19 protein-coding genes are annotated in these 23,385 nt (G+C 58.3%); 6 read left to right on the top strand and 13 right to left on the bottom strand.

Features of this window, described 5'->3' with window-relative positions; translation table 11 throughout:
• Positions 1-78: 78 nt before the first annotated feature.
• From GXX82_06880 to fusA, 10 genes are all read right to left on the bottom strand, one after another.
• Positions 79-666, bottom strand: a complete 588-nt coding sequence (locus GXX82_06880) for a 2-oxoacid:ferredoxin oxidoreductase subunit gamma (protein NLT22754.1) — start codon at positions 664-666, stop codon at positions 79-81.
• Position 667: 1 nt separating this feature from the next.
• Positions 668-1,504: a 2-oxoacid:ferredoxin oxidoreductase subunit beta gene (locus GXX82_06875; GenBank protein NLT22753.1), complete on the bottom strand. Its 837-nt coding sequence runs from the start codon at positions 1,502-1,504 to the stop codon at positions 668-670.
• Positions 1,504-2,646: a 2-oxoacid:acceptor oxidoreductase subunit alpha gene (locus GXX82_06870; GenBank protein ID NLT22752.1), complete on the bottom strand. Its 1,143-nt coding sequence runs from the start codon at positions 2,644-2,646 to the stop codon at positions 1,504-1,506. Before GXX82_06870 ends, GXX82_06875 begins: the two co-directional genes overlap by 1 nt.
• The gene (locus GXX82_06865; protein NLT22751.1) at positions 2,603-2,962 is read right to left on the bottom strand and encodes a 4Fe-4S binding protein; all 360 of its coding nucleotides are present in this window, start codon (positions 2,960-2,962) and stop codon (positions 2,603-2,605) included. Before GXX82_06865 ends, GXX82_06870 begins: the two co-directional genes overlap by 44 nt.
• 25 nt (positions 2,963-2,987) lie before the next feature.
• Positions 2,988-4,244, bottom strand: a complete 1,257-nt coding sequence (locus GXX82_06860) for a hypothetical protein (protein NLT22750.1) — start codon at positions 4,242-4,244, stop codon at positions 2,988-2,990.
• A 63-nt stretch (positions 4,245-4,307) separates the two neighbouring features.
• Positions 4,308-5,258: a HAMP domain-containing protein gene (locus tag GXX82_06855; GenBank protein ID NLT22749.1), complete on the bottom strand. Its 951-nt coding sequence runs from the start codon at positions 5,256-5,258 to the stop codon at positions 4,308-4,310.
• 31 nt (positions 5,259-5,289) lie between these two features.
• A complete protein-coding gene (locus GXX82_06850; protein NLT22748.1) occupies positions 5,290-6,096 on the bottom strand; it encodes a DUF4388 domain-containing protein in 807 nt (268 codons plus the stop codon).
• A 53-nt stretch (positions 6,097-6,149) separates the two neighbouring features.
• The gene (locus GXX82_06845; GenBank protein NLT22747.1) at positions 6,150-10,652 is read right to left on the bottom strand and encodes a hypothetical protein; all 4,503 of its coding nucleotides are present in this window, start codon (positions 10,650-10,652) and stop codon (positions 6,150-6,152) included.
• Positions 10,653-11,009: 357 nt separating this feature from the next.
• Complete coding sequence (locus GXX82_06840; protein NLT22746.1) at positions 11,010-11,459, bottom strand: D-tyrosyl-tRNA(Tyr) deacylase; 450 nt, start codon at positions 11,457-11,459, stop codon at positions 11,010-11,012.
• Positions 11,460-11,568: 109 nt separating this feature from the next.
• A complete protein-coding gene (gene fusA, locus GXX82_06835) occupies positions 11,569-13,665 on the bottom strand; it encodes an elongation factor G (GenBank protein NLT22745.1) in 2,097 nt (698 codons plus the stop codon).
• Between the two features lie 396 nt (positions 13,666-14,061).
• On the opposite strand from fusA, the gene rpmH reads away from it, so the two are divergent.
• The 6 genes from rpmH to mnmE all read left to right on the top strand — a co-directional run bounded on the left by rpmH (position 14,062) and on the right by mnmE (position 18,587).
• On the top strand, positions 14,062-14,196 hold the full coding sequence (gene rpmH / locus GXX82_06830; GenBank protein ID NLT22744.1) for a 50S ribosomal protein L34: 135 nt from the start codon (positions 14,062-14,064) through the stop codon (positions 14,194-14,196).
• Positions 14,197-14,272: 76 nt separating this feature from the next.
• Positions 14,273-14,623 (top strand): ribonuclease P protein component, encoded by a 351-nt coding sequence (locus GXX82_06825; GenBank protein ID NLT22743.1) that lies wholly within the window; start codon positions 14,273-14,275, stop codon positions 14,621-14,623.
• Positions 14,623-14,832, top strand: coding sequence for a membrane protein insertion efficiency factor YidD (yidD, locus tag GXX82_06820; protein NLT22742.1), 210 nt, complete (start codon positions 14,623-14,625; stop codon positions 14,830-14,832). Before GXX82_06825 ends, yidD begins: the two co-directional genes overlap by 1 nt.
• Before the next feature lie 12 nt (positions 14,833-14,844).
• Positions 14,845-16,443, top strand: a complete 1,599-nt coding sequence (gene yidC / locus GXX82_06815; GenBank protein ID NLT22741.1) for a membrane protein insertase YidC — start codon at positions 14,845-14,847, stop codon at positions 16,441-16,443.
• Between the two features lie 13 nt (positions 16,444-16,456).
• Positions 16,457-17,230, top strand: coding sequence for a KH domain-containing protein (locus tag GXX82_06810; protein NLT22740.1), 774 nt, complete (start codon positions 16,457-16,459; stop codon positions 17,228-17,230).
• The gene (gene mnmE / locus GXX82_06805; protein ID NLT22739.1) at positions 17,205-18,587 is read left to right on the top strand and encodes a tRNA uridine-5-carboxymethylaminomethyl(34) synthesis GTPase MnmE; all 1,383 of its coding nucleotides are present in this window, start codon (positions 17,205-17,207) and stop codon (positions 18,585-18,587) included. Before GXX82_06810 ends, mnmE begins: the two co-directional genes overlap by 26 nt.
• A gap of 224 nt (positions 18,588-18,811) precedes the next feature.
• Here mnmE and GXX82_06800 read toward each other — a convergent pair whose 3' ends face one another.
• Genes GXX82_06800 through GXX82_06790 form a run of 3 tightly spaced genes read right to left on the bottom strand, consistent with a single transcriptional unit; the run spans position 18,812 to position 23,330 of the window.
• The gene (locus GXX82_06800) at positions 18,812-19,363 is read right to left on the bottom strand and encodes a hypothetical protein (GenBank protein ID NLT22738.1); all 552 of its coding nucleotides are present in this window, start codon (positions 19,361-19,363) and stop codon (positions 18,812-18,814) included.
• 29 nt (positions 19,364-19,392) lie between these two features.
• Positions 19,393-21,597 carry a PBP1A family penicillin-binding protein gene (locus GXX82_06795; GenBank protein NLT22737.1) on the bottom strand — a complete coding sequence of 735 codons (2,205 nt, stop codon included), beginning with the start codon at positions 21,595-21,597 and terminating at the stop codon, positions 19,393-19,395.
• The gene (locus tag GXX82_06790) at positions 21,594-23,330 is read right to left on the bottom strand and encodes an adenine deaminase (protein ID NLT22736.1); all 1,737 of its coding nucleotides are present in this window, start codon (positions 23,328-23,330) and stop codon (positions 21,594-21,596) included. The genes GXX82_06795 and GXX82_06790 overlap by 4 nt, the downstream gene beginning before the upstream one ends.
• Between the last annotated feature and the right edge of the window lie 55 nt (positions 23,331-23,385).

The following is a 23,385-nucleotide window of genomic DNA, read 5'->3' as shown; positions in this document are numbered from 1 at the left end:
GCCTCTTCGTCTGTTCTCGCTATCTGCCCCCGGGGAACGGGGACGCCGTACTCCGCAAGAAGTCTCTTGGCCTGAAATTCATGTATCTTCATCGACAAGCTCCGAGATCGCCTCGGGAAATCTGATCTTCTTCGTCTTTCGGGCCGCCCTCATCCCCGCCTGAAGAGCCTCCCTGTTGAGCTTTTCTGTCCCTTTGGGCACGCGGCCGAGGACGGCGCTTTCGACAGCCCGGGCGGAGACAATGGGGGTAAGCCGCGACAGGGCCCCCAGGGCGACGATATTCGCGACCATCTCCCTGTTCAGTTCCTCCCGTGCTATGCGCGTAAAAGGTATCCGGTAGGCCCTCGACAGAGGCACCTGCTTGACCAGTGTCGAATCGACGACAAGGATACCGTCGGGTTTGAGGTCCATGTAATACTCGTCGCAGGACCTCTGGTTCATGGCCACGAGAAGGTCTAGCTGGAGCGCCTTGGGGTAATCGATCTCTCTGTCGCTGACGACGACCTCGGCCTTGCTCGAGCCACCCCGTGCCTCGGGGCCGTAGCTCTGAGTCTGCGCCACGAACCTGCCGTCGTAGATGCCTATGGCCTCGGCGAGGATGATGCCCATGAGGATGATGCCCTGACCTCCGGAACCGCTGAGCCTGATATCGTACCGAAAGGCCACGCTATTTCCCCTCCACGCCCTTCGACCACCTCCGCACCCTTTCGTATTCATCCTGGTACGGGGGCAGGTCCCTGTCGACAAGGACACCTATCCTGAACATGTCCTTCAGGTCCTCCTCGTTCATCTGCGCGGCCTTTTCCATGGTCACCGCGTGGTCTCTCTGCCATTGCATCATCTCCACGGCGCTTCCCATCCGGTTCATGCGCCCGTACTGAGTGTGGCAATGAGATATGATCTCCACAACGGAGAACCCAACCTTCTGAAAGGCCTTCTCCATGAGGCTTTCGAGCAGCTTGGCGTGATAGACCGTCCCCCGCCCGACAAAGACGGCCCCCGCCGTCACGGCAAGCTCCGATATGCTGAAGGAGTGCTCCACGTTGGAGTAAACGCTCGTCGCCGTCTTCATGCCGTAGGGCGTCGTCGGAGAATACTGCCCGCCCGTCATGCCGTAAACGCTGTTGTTGACGATGACGGCGGTGAGATCGATGTTGCGGCGCGCCGCATGGATAAAGTGGTTGCCGCCAATGGCCACGGCGTCGCCGTCTCCCATGACGACGATCACCTTGAGGCGTGGTTTTGCCAGCTTTATCCCCGTTGCGAAGGTAAGCGCCCTGCCATGTGTTGTATGGAGGGTGTTAAAGTCCACGTATACGGGGAGCCTGCCGGTGCACCCGATGCCGGATACAAGGACGATGTCGTCCTTTTCGTAGCCCCTGTGATCGATGGCCCTGATGAGTGCCCCCAAAATGATGCCTATCCCGCAGCCGGGGCACCATACGTGGGGAAACTTCTTGTCGTGGCGCAAATAGTGGTGGATCAGCTTGGTAACGTCACCCATCAGAACACCTCCTTGATCCGGGCCATTATCTCCTGCGGCGTTATGATGGTGCCGTCCACCCTGTTGATGGTGAAGACCTTCGCTTCGCCCTTGTTCACGCGCTTCACTTCCCGTGATATCTGTCCCATGTTCATCTCAGGCACGATAACCACCTTCGCCTGCCTGAGCACCTTCTCCACGTCGGTCCTCATGAAGGGCCACAACGTGTTCAGTTTGAGCATGCCCGCCTTTATGCCCCTCTCCCGGCAGTCCGAGACGGCGCGTTTCGCGGAACGGGCGACGCATCCGTAGGCGATGATGGCAACGTCGGCATCATCGATATGGAAGTGCTCGCCCATCTGCAGGTCCGCGAAGTTCTGACTCACCTTTCTGAAAAGCCTGCGTATGAAGGGATCGACCTCATCGGGCCGGGAGGTGGGAAACCCCCGCACATCGTGGGTGAGCCCTGTCACGTGGTAGCGATACCCTTCCCCGAAATCGGCCATCGCGGGCACCCCCTGGGGCGTATCCTCGTAAGGGATATACCATTCCGGCGGCATCGTGGGTCTCACCCTGTTGAATACCTCAATGTCTTCCTCATCGGAGATCATGACCTTCTCGCGCATGTGGGCCACCACTTCATCGATGAGAAGGATCACGGGTATCCTGTATTTCTCGGAATAATTGAATGCCCTGACGGTAAGGTCGAAGCATTCGCGGACCGTCGACGGGCACAGGACGATGATGGGGTGGTCACCGTGGGTCCCCCAACGGGCCTGCATAACGTCGCTCTGCGCGGGGGATGTGGGAAGACTGGTGCTCGGCCCGCCTCTCATGGCGTTCACCACGACACAGGGCACCTCGGCGATGATGGCGAACCCGAGATTCTCCTGCATAAGCGAGAAACCGGGGCCGCTCGTCGCGGTCATCGATTTCACGCCCGCGAGCGAGGCGCCGATCACCGCCCCCAGGCTCGCGATCTCATCCTCCATCTGGATGAATGTGCCGTCGACCTGTGGCAGCCGAACGGAGAGCTGCTCCGAGATCTCTGTCGCCGGGGTTATGGGATACCCGGCGAAGAACCGGCACCCCGCGCGAAGGGCTCCCTCGACAACGGCTTCATTCCCCTGGAGCAGCCGTTCCTTCAGGGGCTTCTTCTTCAAATGATTCCCTCATCTTTCTCGCTTCGTCCCTCTTCTGCTGCACCGTGATGGCAAAATCGGGACACCGTATCTCGCACCAACCACAGTTGGTGCACTTGTCGGGGTATTTGACATAGGGGTACCCTGCCTCGTCGCGGGCCAGGGATCCGGTGGGACAAAAAGCGACACAGATACCACACGCCTTGCACCAGGCCTTGTAGATATCGACCTTTGGAGCTGCTTTCTTCCTGCGCGGTTCAGCCATTAGCAAAGTGACAATTACACAGTAGAATGAACCCGTATCCTTGTCAAGCCCTTTCCCGAAGGAACATGCCATCGGGCAAGAGTGTGCCTCCCCGGGGTCATCTCATGTTGGTGGGAACCACGAAGTTCATCCCCGAGTTCTTGATGGCGTCCTTGTAATGCCTGAACGCCGACTCTATCTCCCCTTTAAGGCCCGGCGGCAGGGCGGCGCCCTTCAGGTATTCCTTGTTGAGGTCAGCCAGCACGAGATTGAGACAATATGCGGTGGCGACGGCAAGATCGTCGGGGCCGATCGTGTCGTCAACCCGTATCCTGCCGGAATCGTACTCGAACTGTCCTTCGAAGGGATCAAGGAAATGGAACAGGTCCGATGCATCGACACAGACCCGCCTGAAGACCCTCTGGAAGTCGCCCTTCTTCGATATGTGGTCGACGAAGGACTCTATCTTGGACAACACCCGCTGGAGGGCGGAAATGAACTCCTTCCGGCCGCTCGCCGAGACGTCGTCCGCCTCCTGTTCCCCCGCCCTCGCATCCACCGGCGCCGGCGCCGGCGCCGGTGGCTCCTTCGGCGCTTCCACCCGCTCCTCCGCCGGGACCGGTCCCGCCGGAACATCGTCCTTTTTCTCCGGTTCGACTGCGGGATCGCTCACTTGTTTCAATTCCCTCTTCGCCCGGGTCTGGGAGACTGTGGTCTTCCGTGAAATTCCATCAGGTCCCTCAGGACCCGCATCGGCAGCCTTCGGGGTCCCCTCCGTAACGCCTGAGCTGCGGTAGACATTGAACAGGGCGCCATGCCTCACGGCATTGTCGAGGACCGAAGGGATCGCTTCACCTTCAAAAAGGGTTGCCTGACCGGATTCCGAAAGAACCTGCAGAGCCACAGGCTCCCCCGCCCTGAGGGAAAGGGTTCCGATGCGTTTGCCGTCCTTCCCGGATATCTCGATGTAACCCGTGTGTTTCTCCTCGCCCAGCTTGCCGACGAATTGCTCCACGCGGATGAAATCGGTGCTGAGGTCCTTGAAGACAAGCTCCGACCTCAAGGAACCCGTGGCGACCTCGACCTGGGCCGCCGTGAGCTCGTGCACGTGGAGAAGCCCCTGTGGCTGCCTCGCCAGGGCAAAAAGCTCCGGCACCGCCGTATCTCCCGTCATTGAGGGCGGGTCCGCATCGACACCAACCACCGCGTCTATCATCCGGCCCCTTGCGATGAAAAAGGCGCCCTTCGTGCCTCCTCCCTCTATCTCCACCACTCCCGAGAAACCGTTGCCCGTAAGGGTCGACAGGAGCCGTGGAACGTCCGTGTATTCCGCGGACAAGTTCTGATGGATCGTTTTTCCCTGTGGATATATCATATCGACCTCTGCTCTTTCGTTGGACCGCCAGCCCCTATTTCCCAGGGCGCGCGGTCAGTCCCGCTATCTTCTCTTCTGGAGCCTCTCGATGGCTGCCCGCACGCTTGCCTGCATCCTCTCTATCGACTCGGCCAGAACGGCTATCTCGCCCTTCGCCTTAACATCCACGGTAGCCTTGAGATCGCCCATGCTTATCTTGTCGGCCACCTCCGAGAGGTGACGGATGGGACGGACCACGGAGAAGGAATACAGGTAGATGACACCAAGCAATACGAGAAGAACGACGGCAAGGATGATAAGGATAAGGCCGAACCGCCTGTTGTATTGCGCGGCGTATGTCTTCTGCATCTGACCCATCTTTGCCGTTATCGCCTGGGCCGGTTTCGAGAACTCGTCTATGTATGTCGTCGCCGCGACAAAGAGACCCAAACCCTTCACGGGGGCAATGTACATGTACTTCGGGCGGATGCTGCCGTCAGGGTCCCTCCAGTTGTAATACCCTCCAGCGGGTCCCGCGAGTCCCTTTTCAAGGAGCTTCCAGAACTGCGGAAGCTTTCCGGAAAGGTCGTGCAGATCCGATCCCACGAGCTTGGGGTTGGAATGAAAGTGGTTTATCGCCTGGGTGTCATGGATCGCGGTGTAACCCGTCACGCCGACCTTCTGAACGGCGATCTGCTTCAGGGACCCGTCGTTCCGCAGCGTCTCCATGGATGGTCTCTTCTTCGCCGTCCCCAGGGCGATCTCCATCTCCCTGGCGACGTCCTCGGCCTTCTGCTGGATGATCTGCTCGCCGAGCCTGTTGAGTGATGCCGTCGACTCCTTCAGGCTCGCGGCGCCGAGTTCACTCATGCTCTTCGTCCAGATGCCACGGATGCTCAAGAACTGGAAGCCTCCGAGATCGATGTTCAGGAACAACACGCACCCCAAAAACGCGAAAGCCAGCAGGATGGGGACGAAAATTCCCGCGATGAGCCTGAAAAGCAACCCTGATGTGACTTTATTCTCTGTAGACATGCAAACCCCCTCCTGAGATTTTAGGATTTAGTTATTTTTGTTTTCGCGCAAGGTGTTCCGCCATGAGACGCGTGAACAGGGCCCTCTTCGATCCATCGGAGATCTCTTCGCCGACGGACTGAATGAATGGCGAGAGCCTGTCCTCGGGGAAGGCCTCTCTCGACTCCCCAAACTCGGCGAGCTTATCCTCGATGACTATGGGAGCGATGGGACCCATGGCCTTGCGCAGCTCGTTCTCGATGAGAGGAAAGAAGTTACCGTTCACAGTTCTGCGGACCCGCTCGGTCTGTTCCACCCTCTTTTCGGCAGCCTTCTCCAGGAGGCCGTCCCGGACCATGCCGTGCAACGTCTGTGACGTCTCGAAAAGCTGCCAGCCCAGCGCGTCGGCGATGTCCGAGACCGATCTCATTCCGTTGCAGAGGGCCAGCACCTTCCACTGGTTCGCCTGAACGCTCCTGTTGTCCGGGCATCCGTTGACGGGGATGCGGAACACCACGTTCGGGGACGGGATGAGTTCCCTGATCCTCCCCCACTCCGCCTCGCGGTTGGTCCAGATCATGAGGAGCTGTTCCGTCGGCATGTAGACCGTCTGCTCGTCTGTCGCCGCCTCCCAGTCGAAGGTGGCCCGTCCCGCGTTCCATTCCATCATGGCGAGCACTGCCTCTTCACCCGTCAGGTCTCCCGTCCTGGCATGGATTATGTTCGATCCCTCTATGTAGATCTCGCCGACCTCGCCTCCCTTGATCTGTATCATGCCCGATCTCTTTTTGCTCAGCAGGGGCGATATCAGATCGAGAAGCCTTGTTTTTGAAAGATCCCCAATGAAATCGTTCGGCATAAGTGCCTCCTTTTACGCTCGTTCTATCCCTGACGGTGTGTTGCCTCCCCGCGTCAGGTCACCACCATCTCGATCCTGCGGATCACAAAGCTCGTGGCCGCTATCTCCCGCCCCTCACTTCCGGAACCAGGCGAGATCACCAGTTTCACCATGTACTCGCCTGGCTCCAGTGCACCCGTCGAAAAGGTGAAGCTCCCGGCAAAGGACCCGCCTTTTAAGTGGGCGCGAGGCGCCAGGAACGACTGCCTGGCCTTTCCCGTTTCTCCCTCCGCTATCACCACGTTCACGCTGAGTCCCGTGAGGTCCCCTCCCGCACCGTGTGACACCGTGTAGTAGATGGTTTCCGATAACCCCTGGAATATGGGGCTCGGCTGTGCGTTGACCGTCCCTTCCAGACCCTCCGGCAGACCCTCGGGCAGACCCTCTTCCGAAGCCTGCCCGCCGACGCCTTCCGACGGAAGGCCGCCATCGCTGCCGTCCCCTCCGGCCTCGCTGTCAACCTCCCCGTCAGGGGTATCTGCCTGCCCACCTGCCGGGCCGCTACCGCGCAGGGAGACCCCCGTGGCGGGCACGTCTTCCACCGTGAAACCGGTTGCGGCCAGAACTCTTTCTTCCTGACCTTCATGCAGTAGCAGGCGAAGCCTGTGAAGCCCGGCATTGGTCGCGACAAGCTTGAAGGCGAGTCCGTCGATGTCCCTCTCTTCTCCCGGCTCACAGCGCACGTCTTTTACAAGACTCTCCTCGATGAGCACTCCCTGCGCGTCCTCCATCGTCACCCTGACATCGAGGGTCCGGGGAAGATCGCTCAGATTCCTGACGGAACAAAGAATATCCACATCTTCTCCAACCCCGTACACCTGCCGCTGTGTGCCGATGGAACCGGCAAAAGGGGAGGAAAGCACACGAACGTGAGAAGAGCCCAATTCCCTCTCGGCCATCGCCCCCCGGACGTCCCTGTAAGCCACCTTGAGAGAACGGTTGACGAGACGCTCCTCACCGGGAACCGTATCCCTGAGCATCACGTTGAAAGAGAAATCCTCACGCTGGCCCACTCTGAACTCTTCGAGGCGCCATTCAACGATCGTTCCGTCCTCTCCCCGTTCGACCCGCGAGGGTTCCCGCGTAAAGGAACGTTCATCCACGGTCACCTTCCCCCCGGCCACCGTTTCGGTGATGACCACGTCCTCCATGGGAGCGATGGGGACGGGTGAATAGTATATGGGGGTGGAAAAGAACCGCGTGCCCCTGTCCACGCCCCTTCCGGTCCATATCCACTTCGCGTCGAGGTCGATGCCGAAGCGCGTCGACCAAGAGCCTTCACCGTTCTTGCACACAGCCGTGACCGGCCCTTCGGTGCCTCCGAACCTGTCGGTGTAGACCCGCCAGCCGCCCTCCGAGGTCACAAGGTGTCTCGACCCGTCGGCAAAATGGAAGCTCTCGTCATTGAGGAAGATGTCCGCCATGAACGCCGCCACGGGGCCCGCGGTATCGACGCACTTCACATGCAGGTAGTTCGTGAGACCGGGGACAAGGGGGGCGTGGAGGGTATGGACGGAGGACCACCCCTTTCCCTGGCCGGCCAGCCTGCCTTCCCCGGACTCGTCCTGACTGATGTACGCCGAGAAGGCGTCGCTCGCGGTAACGGAGGCCGAAAGGGACAGGGATGAAAAGGAAGAGATGCGCACCACCCTGTCCGCGTAAGAGGGTACCATCCAGATGCACTCTCCGTCGAAGACACCCCCGGCGAAGGCGTTCACCCCTTTGATGAAACCCTGCGGCCACTCCGGGTACTCCGTCGCTTCTGCCGTATCCTTGTCTATCCTGACGATCCGGTCGGCGTTCAAGGGCACCATCCAGACACCCTGCCCGTCGAAAACGGCACCGGCGAAGGCGTATTCGACCTTGCCGAGACCCTCGGGCCTCTGGTGATGACCGGTCATCTCGCCCGTCTGGGTATCCACCCTCACGACCCGGTCGGCATAATAAGGCACGAGCCAGATGTAGCGACCATCGAAAACACCTCCGGCGAAGGCGTATTCGACCTTGCCGAGACCCTCGGGCCACCCGCCGCAGGCGCTCATTTCGCCCGTATGCGTGTCCATCCTCACAACACTGTCGGCATTGGCCGGGACCATCCAGATGAAGCGGCCGTCATAGATGCCTCCCGCGAAGGCATATCCGCCCTTTGAAAACCCCTTCGGCCAGCCATTGTATCTTGTCATCTCACCGGTGCCGGTATCCAGTTTCACGACGCTGTCGGCATAGGAGGGGACCATCCACAGGCATTCACCGTCGAAAACACCTCCGGCGAAGGCGTGGCCGCCTTTCGAGAATCCCTCCGGCCAGTGGTTGAATGCGGTCATCTCACCCGTATCCGTTTCGAGTCTCACGACGCTGTCGGCATTGGCCGGGACCATCCAGATGGCCTTGCCGTCGAACACGGCGCCCGCAAAGGCGAGGTTGCCCTTGCGAAACCCCTCCGGCCAGTGGTTGAATGCGGTCATCTCACCCGTATCCGTTTCGAGTCTCACGACGCTGTCGGCATTGGCCGGGACCATCCAGATGGCCTTGCCGTCGAACACGGCGCCCGCAAAGGCGAGGACGTTTTTGTAAAAACCCCGGGGCCACTCGCCGTATCCCGTCATCACCGTCCTTACGGTGAGCGGGTTCGGCGGGATGGGGCCACTGAAGCCATATCCGTCCTGGTTGAATATGGGCGGCGAAACCCTGTTTGCAACCTCTTCGTCGTCAAAGGGCATGAGGGGTTTGCCCTCAATGCACGTGAGGCTTGAGCCGGCATAGCCCACACGGATCTCTTGTCCCTTTGCCGCCGGCGCCGCGAGAACGAGATCGATCCTGGTAATGTCCGATTCCCTGAGGCGCACTTTAAGGACGGCACAGGGAACCCCGTCAGCCGTGACCGTGAACATCGGGACCCCAACGGCGGGCTGTGCCATCGCCTTATCGAAGCTGAGGAGGATCCTGTCGCCGCCGCTATTCGTCACCGCCGAGAGGAGCGAGGGGTTGACCGTCGCACCCACGCCTTCGAGGCGGATGCTCACCCTCACCTCCTTGTCCCCGTCGGGGGTTACAGTCGCGGGATCCACGGTCTTGACGACCTCGATCCTCGTCGCCGGGGCAACGCGGATGGCACTCCTCACCTGTCCGCACAAAACCTCCCCCGAACGGACCGAGACCTCCACCAGGTACTGCCCGCAGCGGTCGAAGACATGCGTCAGGGCAGGCAGTTCCAGGATCCTCTCCGGTACCGACGACGGCACGTCGACAGCGACCCGTCCCTCATGTACCCGGGTTCCCTCCGGGTCCTTCATGAGGACCTCCACGTTCATGACAGCGTCCGTGTTGGACCTGTTCTGCAAGGTGAGCCGCATCTCCACCGTTTTCGTCTCGTACTGATCGAGGCTCGAGGGGGTGACGACGAGATCGAGGTCCTCGAGGGCGACAGAGGGAACGATAACGAATGCCAGCTTTCTTTCATCGACAACGCTCCCGCTGGCAGCGTCGGCGACATGGAAACGAACGCTGTAGGCGCCAGGCTGGCTCATGCCCGTGTTCCACAGGAGCATCACGGGCTCGGAGGCCCCCGCGCCGAGCTTCACCGCGGGTCCTGTTTCATGGGCCGCCACGTCCACTATATGGCCTCGGGCATCAGCGAGCTGGGCATTGACAACGATGCTGAAGTCGGCCTCCGATCGATTCTCGATGGTGGAGCATATGCGCACCGTCTCGTTCGGACCGTACTCCTTTCTGTCCGTCCCGACAGACCGCACAATAACGCTCCTGACCGAGAGAGGGGCATCCTGGACGGCATCCTGAATGGAAACGGCGCTGGCCTTCCGGCGCGAAACGAGGGAGATCTTCGTTCGCTCATTCGATCCCCGGATCTGACCCTTCGCGGCCGTACCTCCATCACCGCTCTCGTCCGATGCCGCCCTATAGCGGCTGCCCGACGGCGTTCCGTCGGCTCCCGGATACCCATCCTCCGCGTCGCCCGGCCCTGCACCCCTGTGTCCCTCCTCCTCTATCCACGTTTCTCCCTCCCCGGCCCCGGTGACCGCAAGACCTTCCCCGGTAGGCACACAGGCCTCAAGGGCAAGGACCGTGGAGTACAGGTCGTCGTTCCACGAACCATTTTCCGATTGTGCCCGAACGAGGTATTGTTTCGCCTTGACGACTGCTTCCGGGCCATCGAGCAGACCTTCAAGGGCATGGCTCGCGAGGGCCGTCTCGTGCACGGTGGAGAAAGCGTCTCCAAAACCTCCGTCCCCGTATTGTCTCGCCAGGAGGTATCCCGTAGCCTTTTCCAGGGCGACACGCCTGTCTTCGTCGGGGGGAAAACGCCTCAGGAGCATTACGACCATCGCGGTCATGTGTATGGAACTGGGTCCGTCCTGCGACGTCCCCCAACCGCCGTCGTCCCTCTGGAGACCGAAGAGATAGCGAAGCGCGGCGCTTACAGCTTCATCGTCCGAAACACCGCGGTTCCCCCGGCCGCCGTCTTCCCTGAGGGCCTCTTTGTCATGAATGTTGTTCACAGGCACCGACCCTTCCCACACCGGGTCCCTGCTGGAGGGACGCACGCACACCTTTCGGGACGCTTTCCGTAGACTCCGGTCTCGCGTTCCTTGTGCTCAAACAGTCCCATCATCGAGCTTCGCACCCATAAGTACCCAAGCGTCGCCAGTCCACAATGGGCCAGCGATCATTCCGGGGAATCAGATGATGACTCCGTCTGTGATGTGTCGACCGTCCCCGACAAAACCGTAATGCAACGTATGTCTTTAAGATGAAATATACTTATACTAGGGTAGTGAAAGGGTTGTCAAGATAAATGTGAGGATATGTATAACTTTTGTTGCCTTGCCGTCATACTCCGTAGTACGGAGACGTTGTCATGGCTGTTTCCGGGAGTCTATGATCAGGGTGACGGGGCCATCGTTCGTGAGGGTCACCTCCATGTGAGACTGGAACACCCCGGTCTTAACGTCGGGAACGCGGAGCCTAGCCCTCTCCAGGAAGGTCTCGAAAAGGACCTTTGCCTCATCCGACGGCATGGCATCGGAAAAAGACGGGCGTCGACCCCTCGCGCAGTCGCCATAGAGGGTGAACTGCGATACCAGGAGAAGGGAACCGCCCCTGTCTAGCAGGGACTCGTCGAACCTGCCGTCCTCCTTCTCAAATATCCTCAGGTTGACGATCTTCTCGATCAACCAGTCAATGTCCCTATCGCCGTCGCCTCTGGCGATGCCAAGAAAAACGAGGAGGCCCGGCCCCACCTGTCCCACGCACCGTCCGTCCACTTCTACGGAAGCACTCCTGACCCGCTGGATCACAGCCCGCATCTGCCCTCCCTGTCGCGTACGCTGCCCCTCACAATGCAAGAAGCGGAAACAACAAAAGGGCCCCTTCTTCAGGGGCCCCGTCTCATACCATTATTATAGCGCACCGTAGCTATTTTTCCTGTGCCTCTTTCTCGCGCTTTGCAGCCTCGACTATCTTGTCGGCGATCTGTGCCGGGACCTCCTCATAGTGGGAGAACTCCATGGTGAATGTCCCGCGTCCGCCTGTCATAGACCTTAGATCGGGTGCATACCTCAGCACTTCGGCCATGGGAACCACCGCCTTGACCACCTGGTTGCTTCCCTTGGTCTCCACGCCCATGATCTTGCCCCTCCGGGAATTCATGTCGCCCATGATATCGCCCATGTTCTCATCCGGCACGATCACTTCCATCTTCATGATCGGTTCGAGAAGGGTCGGTTTGCACATCTCGAGGCCCTTTTTGAAGCCCATTGACGCCGCGATCTTGAACGCCATTTCCGACGAGTCAACGTCGTGATAGGACCCATCATAAAGGGTGACCTTGAAATCGATGACGGGATAGCCCGCCAGGATACCCTGGTTCATGGCCTCCACGATGCCCTTCTCGACGGCGGGGATATACTGCCTGGGGATCGCGCCGCCGACGATCTTGTCCACGAATTCGAAACCTTCGCCGCGAGGCTTGGGGGCGAGTTCCAGCCACGTGTCGCCGTACTGGCCCTTGCCGCCGGACTGTTTCTTGTATTTCCCCTGGACCTTGGTAGTCCCTTTGATCGTTTCCTTGTAAGGCACCTTCGGATCCTTGAGCTCGACCTCGACGCCGAACTTGCGCTTCATCCTCTCCACGATGACCTCGATATGGACCTGGCCCATACCGGAGAGAAGAAACTCCTTCGTCTGCTCGTCACGGGAATACTTGATCGTCTGGTCTTCCTCGATAAGCCGCGCCAGCGACGTGTTCAATTTGTCTTCATCGCCTTTTGCCTTGGGCTGCAGGGAGAAGGATATGACGGGGTTCGGCACCGTCACACCCTCGTACCTGATGGCTGACTTCTCCTCGCAGATGGTGTCACCCGTCTGAACATCCTTGAGCTTCGCCACGACGGCGATGTCCCCCGCGCTTGCCGAGCCCGCGGGTTTTTGCTTCTTTCCCACGAGAGAGAAGATCTGTCCGATCCGTTCCTTCTCATCCTTGAGGACGTTCAGCACCGTCATATCGGGATGGAGCTCCCCGGAATAGACCCTGAAGAGTGTCAGCTTGCCCGCGAAGGGGTCGGTGATTGTCTTGAAGATGAGCGCACTGAAGGGCTGTCCGGCCGATGACTCGCGTGAGACCTTCTCACCCGTCTTCGGGTCGATACCCTGGACCTCTTTTCTGGACGAAGGCGGCGGAAAAAGCTTCACTATGCCGTCAAGCAAGGTGTTGATGCCTATGTTCCGAGCTGCCGACCCGCAAAAGACGGGAACGATCTTGTTGTCCGCGATCCCCGCCTTGAGACATTTTTCGATCTCCTCGGGGCTTATCTCGTCGCCATTCAAGTAACGCTCCATCACCTCGTCATCCATCTCGACCGCTGTTTCCACAAGCTTCTCGCGATACTTCCGGGCAAGGTCGAACTGGTCCGCCGGTATGTCCACCACATCGAACGCGCCGGAGGTGTCCCCCTTATAAATGCAGGCCTTCATGGCAAGAAGGTCCACAACACCCTTGAAATCCTCTTCCTGACCCACCGGCATCTGTACGACAAGGCATGTCCTGTCTGTAAGATTCTTCTGGATATCCTCCACGGTCCTGGCAAAATCGGCGCGTTCCCTGTCCATCTTGTTCACGAAGATGGCGGCCGCCGCGCCGAACTCACTGGCATATCCCCAGACCTTTTCCGTTCCCACCTTCACACCCGATACAGCGCTCATGACGATCACCGCCGTATCGACAACCCTCATGCACAGCTTCGCGTCGGAGATAAAATTGTCGTCACCCGGGGTATCGAGGAGGTTAATCTTGTTCTTTGCCCATTCGAAGCAAGCCAGGGTGGAGGATATCGTGATCTTCCTCTCCACTTCTTCCGGCTCGTAGTCCATAAGGGAGGTACCTTCGTCTACGCTGCCGAGCCTCGTGTTCTCCCCGGCCAGAAAGAGCATGGCTTCCACAATCGATGTCTTGCCCTCTCCGCCATGAGAAAAGATACCAACATTCCTGATCGCCTCAGGCTCGTACTTTTTCATGAAGACTCCTTTCGACGGTGAAAAATCGTTTAAAATCCCGTGAATTTAACATGCCTTTCCCCCAAAAATCAAGAAGAAAGGGTCTGCCCGAAGGGCATACGGGTCTGCGCTTTGCGCAAACGGGCACACGGGTCTGCGCGCAAGCACGCAAATGAGGAAAAACGAGAATATCCGCGGGAATAGCATGGCAGTCTCCCTCTCATCGACGACAAGCTCCCGCTCGTTGTCCGACGGCGAACCACCCTCTCCATAATAATGGTGTTTCTACCCCATTGGCCCGCAGGGCAGACACGTGTGCCCCTGTGCGGGTTTGCCGGCCCCGCAAGCCCATTGTATCTTGACTCCCTACCAGTTTTATGTTTAAGTAATAATTTCAAATTATAACAAGGATGAAAGATGAAGAGAACCTACCAGCCTCACAACAAAAGCAGAAAGAGAACGCACGGTTTCCTCGTGCGAATGAGAAGCGCGTCCGGCCGCGAGGTGATCAGGCGCAGGCGGGCAAAAGGCAGGAAAAACCTCGCCGTTTGATCGGCCCCGGAGGGTCCGAATAGGGGGCATTGGCGGCAACTACCCGTAATGATCGCCGCCAGTTGAATGTGACCTGATGATCCGCACCCTGAAGAAACGAGAAAGGCTCAAGAGGGGGGACTTTCGCGCTGCAGCATGGACAAAATGTTCAGAGACGGCCCATTTCGTCCTGCTCGCCGTGGACAACGGGTGCGGTGCCAGAAGGTTTGCCGTCACTATACGCAAGAGAACGGGGGTTGCAGTAGTGCGCAACAGAGTGAAGAGGATCGTGAAGGAATTCTTCCGATTGCATAAAGACCTCTTCAGGGAAGATTCGAACAGCCTCATCAGGGTCAAAGGATTGCCCGAGAGTCTCACCATGGGAAGCGTGGAGCCGGAGCTATTGACCCTCCTTTCTTCGACGAAAAGGCGCACAAGCACCAGGTAATGAAAAAAATCGTCATTTTCATCGTGAAGTTATACAGGGCGACGTTTTCCGCATTTTTGCCCGTTCAGTGCCGTTTCTACCCGACCTGTTCCCAGTATATGATAGAGGCTGTTGAGAAAAAGGGTGTCTGGAGAGGTACGCTCCTGGGGCTCAAACGTATATTGAAGTGCAATCCGCTCTTCCCGGGCGGATATGACCCCGTACCATGACGGAGGTAATGAATGGATAAACGCACCATCATCGTGCTTGTGCTGACGATGGCCATGCTTTTCGTGTTTCAGACATACTTCATGCCGAAGCAGGCGCCCGAGCAGCCCCAAACCCAGACCCAGCCCGCGCCTCAGGGTGAGGCTCCGAAACCGGCAGCCAAGGCTGACGCCGCGCCGGCAGCGCCGGGAACACCTCCACCATCCCCGGCCGCCTCCCAGACAACGGACAAAAAGGCGAGCAGGACCTTTGCGGTCTCGACACCGTACCTTGACGTGACGCTCACAGACCTCGGCGGAGGGATATCGAGCGTCAAGCTCAAGAACTACAAGGCGACCGTCAAGGGAACGGAAGAGAAAGAGATCATCGAGAATGTAAAGCCCTACCTGTACAACCCCTCCGTTCACCAGAACGGCGCCTTCGACCGCACCTATTTCACCTGCGACAAGGCGGGCCTTACCGTGAAGGACAGCCCGGCATCGATAACCATGACGGGGGCGCTCGAGAACGGAACGAAACTGAAAAAGACCTACACCTTCCACCCCGACAGCTACAGCATAGACCTTTCCGTCGAAGTGGAGGCGTCGAAGGCCCAGGGCGTGCAGGCGGATTTTGCCGTGATAAGCGACAAGAACGAGTCAAGCTATGTCTTCAAGGGGCCTTTCGTCTTCAACGGCAAGAGCCTTAACCAGATCGACTCGATAAAGGAAACGCTCAGCTTTGACAGGAATTACCGGTACACCGGGTTCGACGAAGGCTTTTTCACATTCATATACATCCCGTCGGAAGACGCCAAACCGGCCCTCTTCATCGGAAAGACGGACAAGAACATACCCTACATACGCCTCGCTCCGGCATCGAACAAGTTCGCCGGCAGACTCTACTTCGGCCCCAAGAAAACGGACATACTCGCGAGTCTCAACGTCAACGCGGAAAAGGTCATAGACTTCGGTTGGTTCGATATCATAGCCAAGCCTCTCGTGTGGCTTCTCGACTTCTTCAACCGCTTCACGCACAACTACGGTATCGATATCATCCTCCTCACGATCCTGATAAAGATAATCTTTCACCCCTTGAGCGTAATGAGCTTCAAGAACATGGCGAAGATGCAGGCGGTCCAACCCGAGATCAAGAAGCTGCAGGAGAAGTACAAGAACGACAAGGCCAGGCTGAATCAGGAACTGATGCAGATATATAAGTCAAGGGGCGTGAACCCGATGAGCGGGTGTCTGCCCATGCTGCCCCAGATCCCGGTGTTCTTCGCCCTTTACAAGGCCCTTTCCGGGGCCATAGAATTGAGGCACGCGCCTTTTCTCTGGTGGATCAATGACCTGTCGGCACCGGAAGACCTCTTCTCCTTCACCGTCATGGGGTACACCATTCCCATCAGGCTCCTGCCGCTCATCATGGGAGTCACCCAGGTCATACAGCAGAAAATGACTCCGACAAGCACCGATCCGATGCAGCAGAAGATGATGATGTTCATGCCCATCGTCTTTACCTTCATCTTCTGGGGCTTCCCGTCGGGACTCGTACTATACTGGCTCGTCTACAACGTCGCCTCCATCGCCCAGCAGTATTACATCAACAAGAAAATGAAGGTGGTCCGGTAAGGAGAAAATACACATGGAAACGCTCGAGTTCGAAGGAAAGACATACGAGGAGGCCGTCAAGAAGGCCTCCCAGGAATTGAATGTCGATGAAAGAGACCTCGATGTAGAGGTCAAGGAGGTAGACACAAAGGGTATTCTCGGTCTCCTGGGCACAAAGAAGATCCGCATCACCGTGAGATTAAGAGGCAGTGAGGGGGACAGCGGGCAAGAGGCGGCCGTGACGGCGATCTCCGATGAGGCTCCCCTCAGGGATACGGTCGAAGAGTTCGGCATAGCGTTCCTGAAGGACTTCGGCAGACATGTCGGACTTGATTTCCAGGTCATGGCGACGGACATAAGCGAGAAAACGGACAGGATTCTCTTTCTGGTCCAGTGTGACGACGGTGACGTCCTTATCGGCAAGGACGGGGAGATCCTCGAGGCCCTGCAACATCTCTTGAGGTTGGCGGTAGCGAAAAAATTCAAGCAGAACCTTAAATTACTTGTAGATATAAATGGTTACAGAGAAAGAAGAAAAAAAGCTTTAACAATTATGGCAAAACGTCTTGCCGATAAAGCAAAAAGGTCAGGAAAAAAGCTCAAGACGGACCCATTGAACCCCTACGAGCGGCGTATCATCCACACACTCTTCAAGCACAACAAGGGTATCACCACGAAGAGCGAAGGAGAGGGGCACATCAAGAGGGTCGTCCTCACCCCGACGGGGATCCCTTTCGGCGGCGACCGGGGAGGACCCCGGGGTGGTGGCCGTGGAGGTTTCCGTGGCAACGCGCGCGGGAGACGCTGACACCATATGCGCCGTCTCGACACCCCCCGGTGAGGGCGGCATCAGCATAATACGCATCAGCGGGCCCGAGGCGCACCCCATCCTGGAGAAGATCTTCAGACCCCGCGGGAAGAAACCACGCAGAAAGGCTCACGGCAAGCTTATACTGGGACACGTCGTAGACCCCGCAGACGCGGGGGAGGTGGACGAGGTCCTCGCCGTCCTCATGACCGCCCCCGCCACGTACACCCGCGAAGATGTAGCCGAGATCCATTCCCATGGCGGTTTTGCCGCGCAGAAATCCATCCTGGACCTCGTGATGAGGCAGGGGGGCCGCCTCGCCGAGCCCGGTGAGTTCACGCGCAGGGCTTTTCTCAACGGCAGGATCGACCTTGTTCAGGCTGAATCGGTCCTGGACGTTATACGGAGCGAAACGGACGACGAACTGCGGTACGCCCTCACCTGCCTTAAGGGCGGTCTCTCCAGGAGGATGGACCTCTTCAGGGAAAACCTGAAACAGGCCCTCGTGGCCGTGGAGGCAACGATCGACTTCCCCGACGAGGACCTCCACGTCGATCTCACACGACCCTTCGCCTCCCTCAGGAAGACGAAGAGGGAGATCGATGGGCTCGTATCGTCATATTACGAAGGAAAAGGGCTCAGACAAGGCTTCGAGGTCCTTATAGTGGGCCGGACGAACGTGGGAAAATCAAGCCTCCTCAATGCCCTCGTCCTCGGGGAACGTGCCATAGTGACAGCCTTGCCGGGTACAACGCGCGACCTCATCGAGGAGACCCTGTATCTGAAAGGGGCGAAACTCCGGCTTGTCGACTCGGCCGGCATACGAACGCCCGAGAACGTCGTGGAAGAGGAAGGCATTCGCCGCGTTCTGGACAGAGCAGCCGACGCGGACCTCATCCTCTGGGTGCTTGATGGTTCTCTCCCCTATTCCGACGACGATGAGCGTATATTTAACAAGATTAATCAATATAATAAGATAGTTGTGATAAATAAGTGCGACTTGAAACAATCTTTGAGCGATAATACCTTGACTTCAAAGGGTATACTTCAACCAATCCGTATATCCGCAAAGGACGGGACGGGTCTCGACGACCTCAGGTCATCTGTCATCTCGGCCCTTGCAGGGAACGGTCGAAAGAATTCCCTCCTCATTACAACTCTTCGTCACAGGGACGTCCTCATGAAGGTCTCCTCCAATATAGCCGCCGCGATGAAGGGCTTTGAAACGGGAACCTCTCCAGAGATCCTCGCCTTCGAGCTCCACGAGGCCCTCCACCATCTCGGTGAGATCACAGGCGAAACCTGCCCCGAAGAGATCCTCGACGAGATCTTCAGTCAGTTCTGTATAGGGAAGTAAGGACAGCTTGAGCCGTTTGAACAGCTTGAGCCGTTTGAACGTTATTACACCGTCCTGGCGCTGGACAGGGATCTGATATCCCTCTCCGCCATCACCACGACGCCATCATAACGGTATCCAAGCAACCGCTCTGTCAAATGACCCCTCCGGTTCAAGCGGTTCAAGCGGTTCAAGCGGTTCGAGCGGTTCGAGCTGCTCAAGCGGTTCAAGCGGCGGTGCTGGCGCTAGTTCTTGAATGTCGGTCGTTTCGGGGGCTCTTCTGATCCCACGGGTTTCGGCGGGACCACTCCTGCCGGCGTGGTCAGCGGATAACACACGTTGTCTTGCAGGATGCCAAGGATGGTGTCCTGCTCGAAGTACGTCCACGGACCGTTTTCCATCCGCGCTTCCGGCTTTTCCCCCGGTTTGGCGGACCCGAACTCCTTTTCTGCGATGATGCGGTACTTGCTGGAGCCACAATCGAGCTCCATGAGGGTCTGGACCCTCTCCACCTCGTTGCCGTCCTTATCGGGCTCAGTTATCCGCTCCCATACCCTCACGACACGTTTGTCGAGTCTTTCCAGGCTGTTGGAGTCGAAATAATACCTCCTCGTTTCGTTCCCCATGTAGAGCCTCCACTGCGGCTGACCCTTCGGCACATCCTTCTTCGCCTGTTCCCCGGATGCTGTCGGGGGTTGAGGCTGAGGCTTGGCCGTCTGCGCCGCGCAGGTGATCGACATTGCCAGAACGATGAACACTGCAATGAGACCCTTCAAAAATGCTCCCCTTCTTTTCATGGTCACTCCTTGTATGTTCTCTTGTATCATCATCTTCCCATCCCCTCAATGGTATTCATATTGTGCTGTGTGCCCGTCTCGCCCGTCACGCCCGTCACGCCCGGGAGGGCCGCCCCGGAGACCTCGGGAAAATCCCCGCCCGGGAAACGGCCGAGGACGGAACCCATGAAGTTCATCCATATCGGCAAACACACTCGCCCTCCGCTCTCCCCCTTTCCCAGTGAGGTCCTGGCGTCGAACCCAACCCACACTCCCGTCGCCACGTGGGGAGAATAACCCACAAACAGGGCATCGTAGTAATTGCTCGTCGTCCCCGTCTTGCCCGCCACGGGATACCCGATGCTGGAGGCACCCTTCGCGGTTCCATACTGCACAGGGCCCTTGAGAAGGATATTCATCGACGATGCCACATCCTCGGGCAGGGCCCTCTCCTTCTGTACAGCATTCTCTTCGAGGACCGTCCCATTCTGATCCACTATCTTCCTTATAAATAAAGGCTTTATGCGGTTGCCCCCGTTCGCGAAGGCGGCAAAACCCTTCACGAGCTCGAGGAGAGTGACATTTGACGACCCGAGGGCGATGGAAAGGTTGTTCTCGATATCGGCCTCTATGCCGATGTCCCTGATGGTCTCCTTGACAGGGGCTATGCCCACCTCCTCGAGGAGCCTGACCGTCGCGGCGTTCTTCGAGTAGGCAATGGCATCCCGCATTGATATGTCGCCGGAATACCTGCCGTCATAGTTCCTCGGTGTCCATGACCGCCCCATTCCCGTGGAGTAGCTCTTGGGTTCATCATGGAGAACGGAATCGGGAGTGTACCCCTTCTTGAGCGCCGTGACGTAGATGAATGGCTTGAAGGCGCTGCCGGCCTGCACTTTTGCCACCGTCGCCCTGTTATAAGGACTCTTCTCGAAATCCCTTCCCCCGACGATGGCGTAGACATACCCCAGATTGACGTCGAGGCTCACGAGCGCTCCTTCGACCTTCAGCGAGCGAAGGGCCTCGAAAACAGGGGCTTTCTTCTTGTCCTCCCCGGTACAGAGACCTTTTACCACGTCACCGGGCTTGAAGGGGTGGGTATCCATCTTGAGGACGGCCTTCTGCTCACCCACAAAGACGGCATACCCATCCTTTATCCTCTCCGATACGAGCAGGTTGCGGGTCCGTCCCTTGCTGACGGGAAACAGTTTGCGGTCGCGCTCTTCCGCCCGCCTGAAATCGTCCCACTTACCCCGCGCCATGTGGTAAAGGACGGTGTATTCACCTTTTCTCCGTTCGTATAGCTCAAGACCCCTTCTTATCGCGTCCTCGGCGGTCTTCTGCATCCGCCTGTCCACGGCCGCGTATATCTTGAGTCCCTTCCTGGAAAGGACCCCTTTGCCGTACCGGGCCTCCACGTACCGGAATATGTGGTCCTTGTAGTAGCTGTCGGCAAAGACACCGTCATCCTCCCTGATATCGACCTTTTCCTTGAGCATCTGCTGCTTTGTCTTCTCGGTGATGAACTTTTTCTCCACCATCTGATCGATGACGTATTCCTGTCTCATCCGGGCATTTCCCGGATGCTTCTTGGGCGTGTACCGGGAGGGAGCCTGCACGATACCTGCCAGCAGGGCCGCTTCGGCGGGCGTTATGTTCCAGACATGCTTCCCGAAGTACACCTCCGACGCGGCCTCGACACCATAGACGCCATGTCCCATGTAGATGTTGTTGAGGTACAGGTTCAGGATCTCGTTCTTGCTCAGGTAATTCTCCAGCTTGTACGCCAGGATGGCCTCCCGTATCTTCCTGTTGAGGCTCTTTTCGGGACCAAGAACGAGAGACTTGATGACCTGCTGGGTAATGGTGCTGCCTCCCTGTGCCATGCGGCCGTATGCAACATTTTTGATGAACGCCCTCAGGATGCCCATGGGATCGACGCCCCCGTGCTTGAAGAAATCGGCGTCCTCGGCCGCCAGGAAGGCGGCCCTCACATGCTTCGGGATGCGTTTGTAAGGCACGAAGACCCTGTTGTCGGGTACGAAAAGGTAGGTGAGTTCGTCGTTGACGTCGTAGACACTGGTGACGGGCTTGTTCTTGAGGTCCTTCAGCGCCATGACGGAAGGTATGTCGTTGATGATAAAGAAGATGAACGCCGAGACGAAGAGCGCAGCCGACGCGATGAGGAGGATCAGCAGGTATTTGTACAGCTTTCCCGTCGAGCCTTTCCTTTTTTTCTTCCTGTCCTTCTTCAAAACACTATCGAACCTTTTCTGACGTCATAGGTGCCCGAAACGGTGATCCTCAATTCCACGATGGATGTGAAAGGAAGAAAGCCCATGGTCCAGAGGGGGTCGTCAAGGGTGTTCCCGAGGGAGTGAAGAAGGTCGACGAGCTTTCGAAGGGCCCGGTCCAGCTCGGGCAGCGGAACACGGGACATGATGGCGCCGAGCGGCAACCGCAGGGCATGGAGAACCTTGCCGGCATCAACGACGGCTATCCCTCCCTTCATGGCAAGCACCGTGTTCGCCGCCAGGGCCATGTCGTCGTCGTTGAAACCGTGAACGAGAAGACCATGGGTCTCGTGGGCCACCGTGGAGGCAATGCCCCCGCAATCCGCCCCGAAACCATGAAGAAATCCCTGGCCCCACCTCTTCTCCTCCCTGCGGGAGTACACGATCTTCCGCACATCCTCTTTCCTGTCGGGAAGTATGATGTTGCCAGCCCGTGGCAGGGCGACATCCATCCGCCTCGTAACGGTGCGATCGACAATGTCGATGACGGGAACCGTCTCCACGCCCGGCCGCTCCACCATGAACTCGGAGGCATCGACGGACGAGAACGCGTAAGGGTAGAACTCGACCCCCACCTCAAGCTCCGGCGACGGCCGCCGCGTGAGCGTCCCTGCCTCGGCCGCCAGGGTCCCGCGCTCAAAGACCTTGACGGGCACGGGCCTGTCGAGGCTCTCGAGAAGGAGCACGTCCGCTATCCTGCCCGGCGTCAGACTGCCCACCTCCGAATCCACCCTGAAATACCTGGCCGGATTGATGGTGGCCATTCGGATGGCGTTGCGCGGCTCGACCCCGAAACGGATGGCCTCGCTCACGATATGGTCCATGTACCCCCTGAACATCAGGTCGTCGGCAAAGATGCCGTCGGACACGAGGATGATGGAATCGTTGGGGAGGGTGTTTATGGCGGGGCCCAGCTCCTCGAGGTCGGTCCTGATGGAACTGTGGCGGACCATCGTGTAAAGCCCCAGGCGTATCCGGTTCTTCAGGTCCGCGGGGCGGATCGATTCGTGGCAGGATGTGATGCCCGCCGCGACAAGGGCGTTCAGCCGATCATAGGAGGCGCCAAGGGTATGACCCTCGACGTTCCTCCCCAGGGACCGGGCAAGGAGCATCCTTTCCAGTATCTCGTCCTCGTTCCTCATTATCCTCAGGTATGACGAGACCTCGCTCACGGAAGCACATTCGGGGTGGCGCGAAAAGAGGTCCCAGATATCATAGATGGAGAACATCTCGCCGCCCTCCACTTCCGGATAGGGTGGATAGGTGGCCGGCACGCCCCAGAGATACTTGATGTTGAAATACCGCGCCTTCCTCAAGACCTCGGCGAACCCTTTGGGCCCGAGACAGCTCATGAGGTCATGACTGTCGGAAAAGACGGTCGTTGTCCCCTTCGTCACGGCAACATCGGAAAACGTCGCCGGGTTGTAGAATATGTCCGCGTGCCCGTGGGCGTCCAGGTAGCCGGGTACGGCAACAAGACCCCGAGCATCGACGATCCTCGTCGCTTCGGACAATGTTGCTTTTCTTTCCCCGACATAGGCGATCCAGTTGCCACAGATCCACAGGTCACCGGGGAAGGTCTCCCCCGTGAAGACATCGAACACCTCGCCGCCTTCTATTATGACATCCGGCGCCCGCTCGGCGCTGGCGACGGCCACGAGGGACTTCAGATCCTGGAGTGTCTTGTCGATCATTATAGCTCTGTCCTGCCGATCATCTTTCCTTTGGAATACGTTTCAATGTAGCCCA

It is taken from the genome of Syntrophorhabdus sp. (genome assembly GCA_012719415.1).
GTDB lineage: Bacteria > Desulfobacterota > Syntrophorhabdia > Syntrophorhabdales > Syntrophorhabdaceae > Delta-02.
The sequence above is the reverse complement of the archived record's forward strand: the minus strand, read 5'-3'. Positions and strand labels throughout refer to the sequence as shown.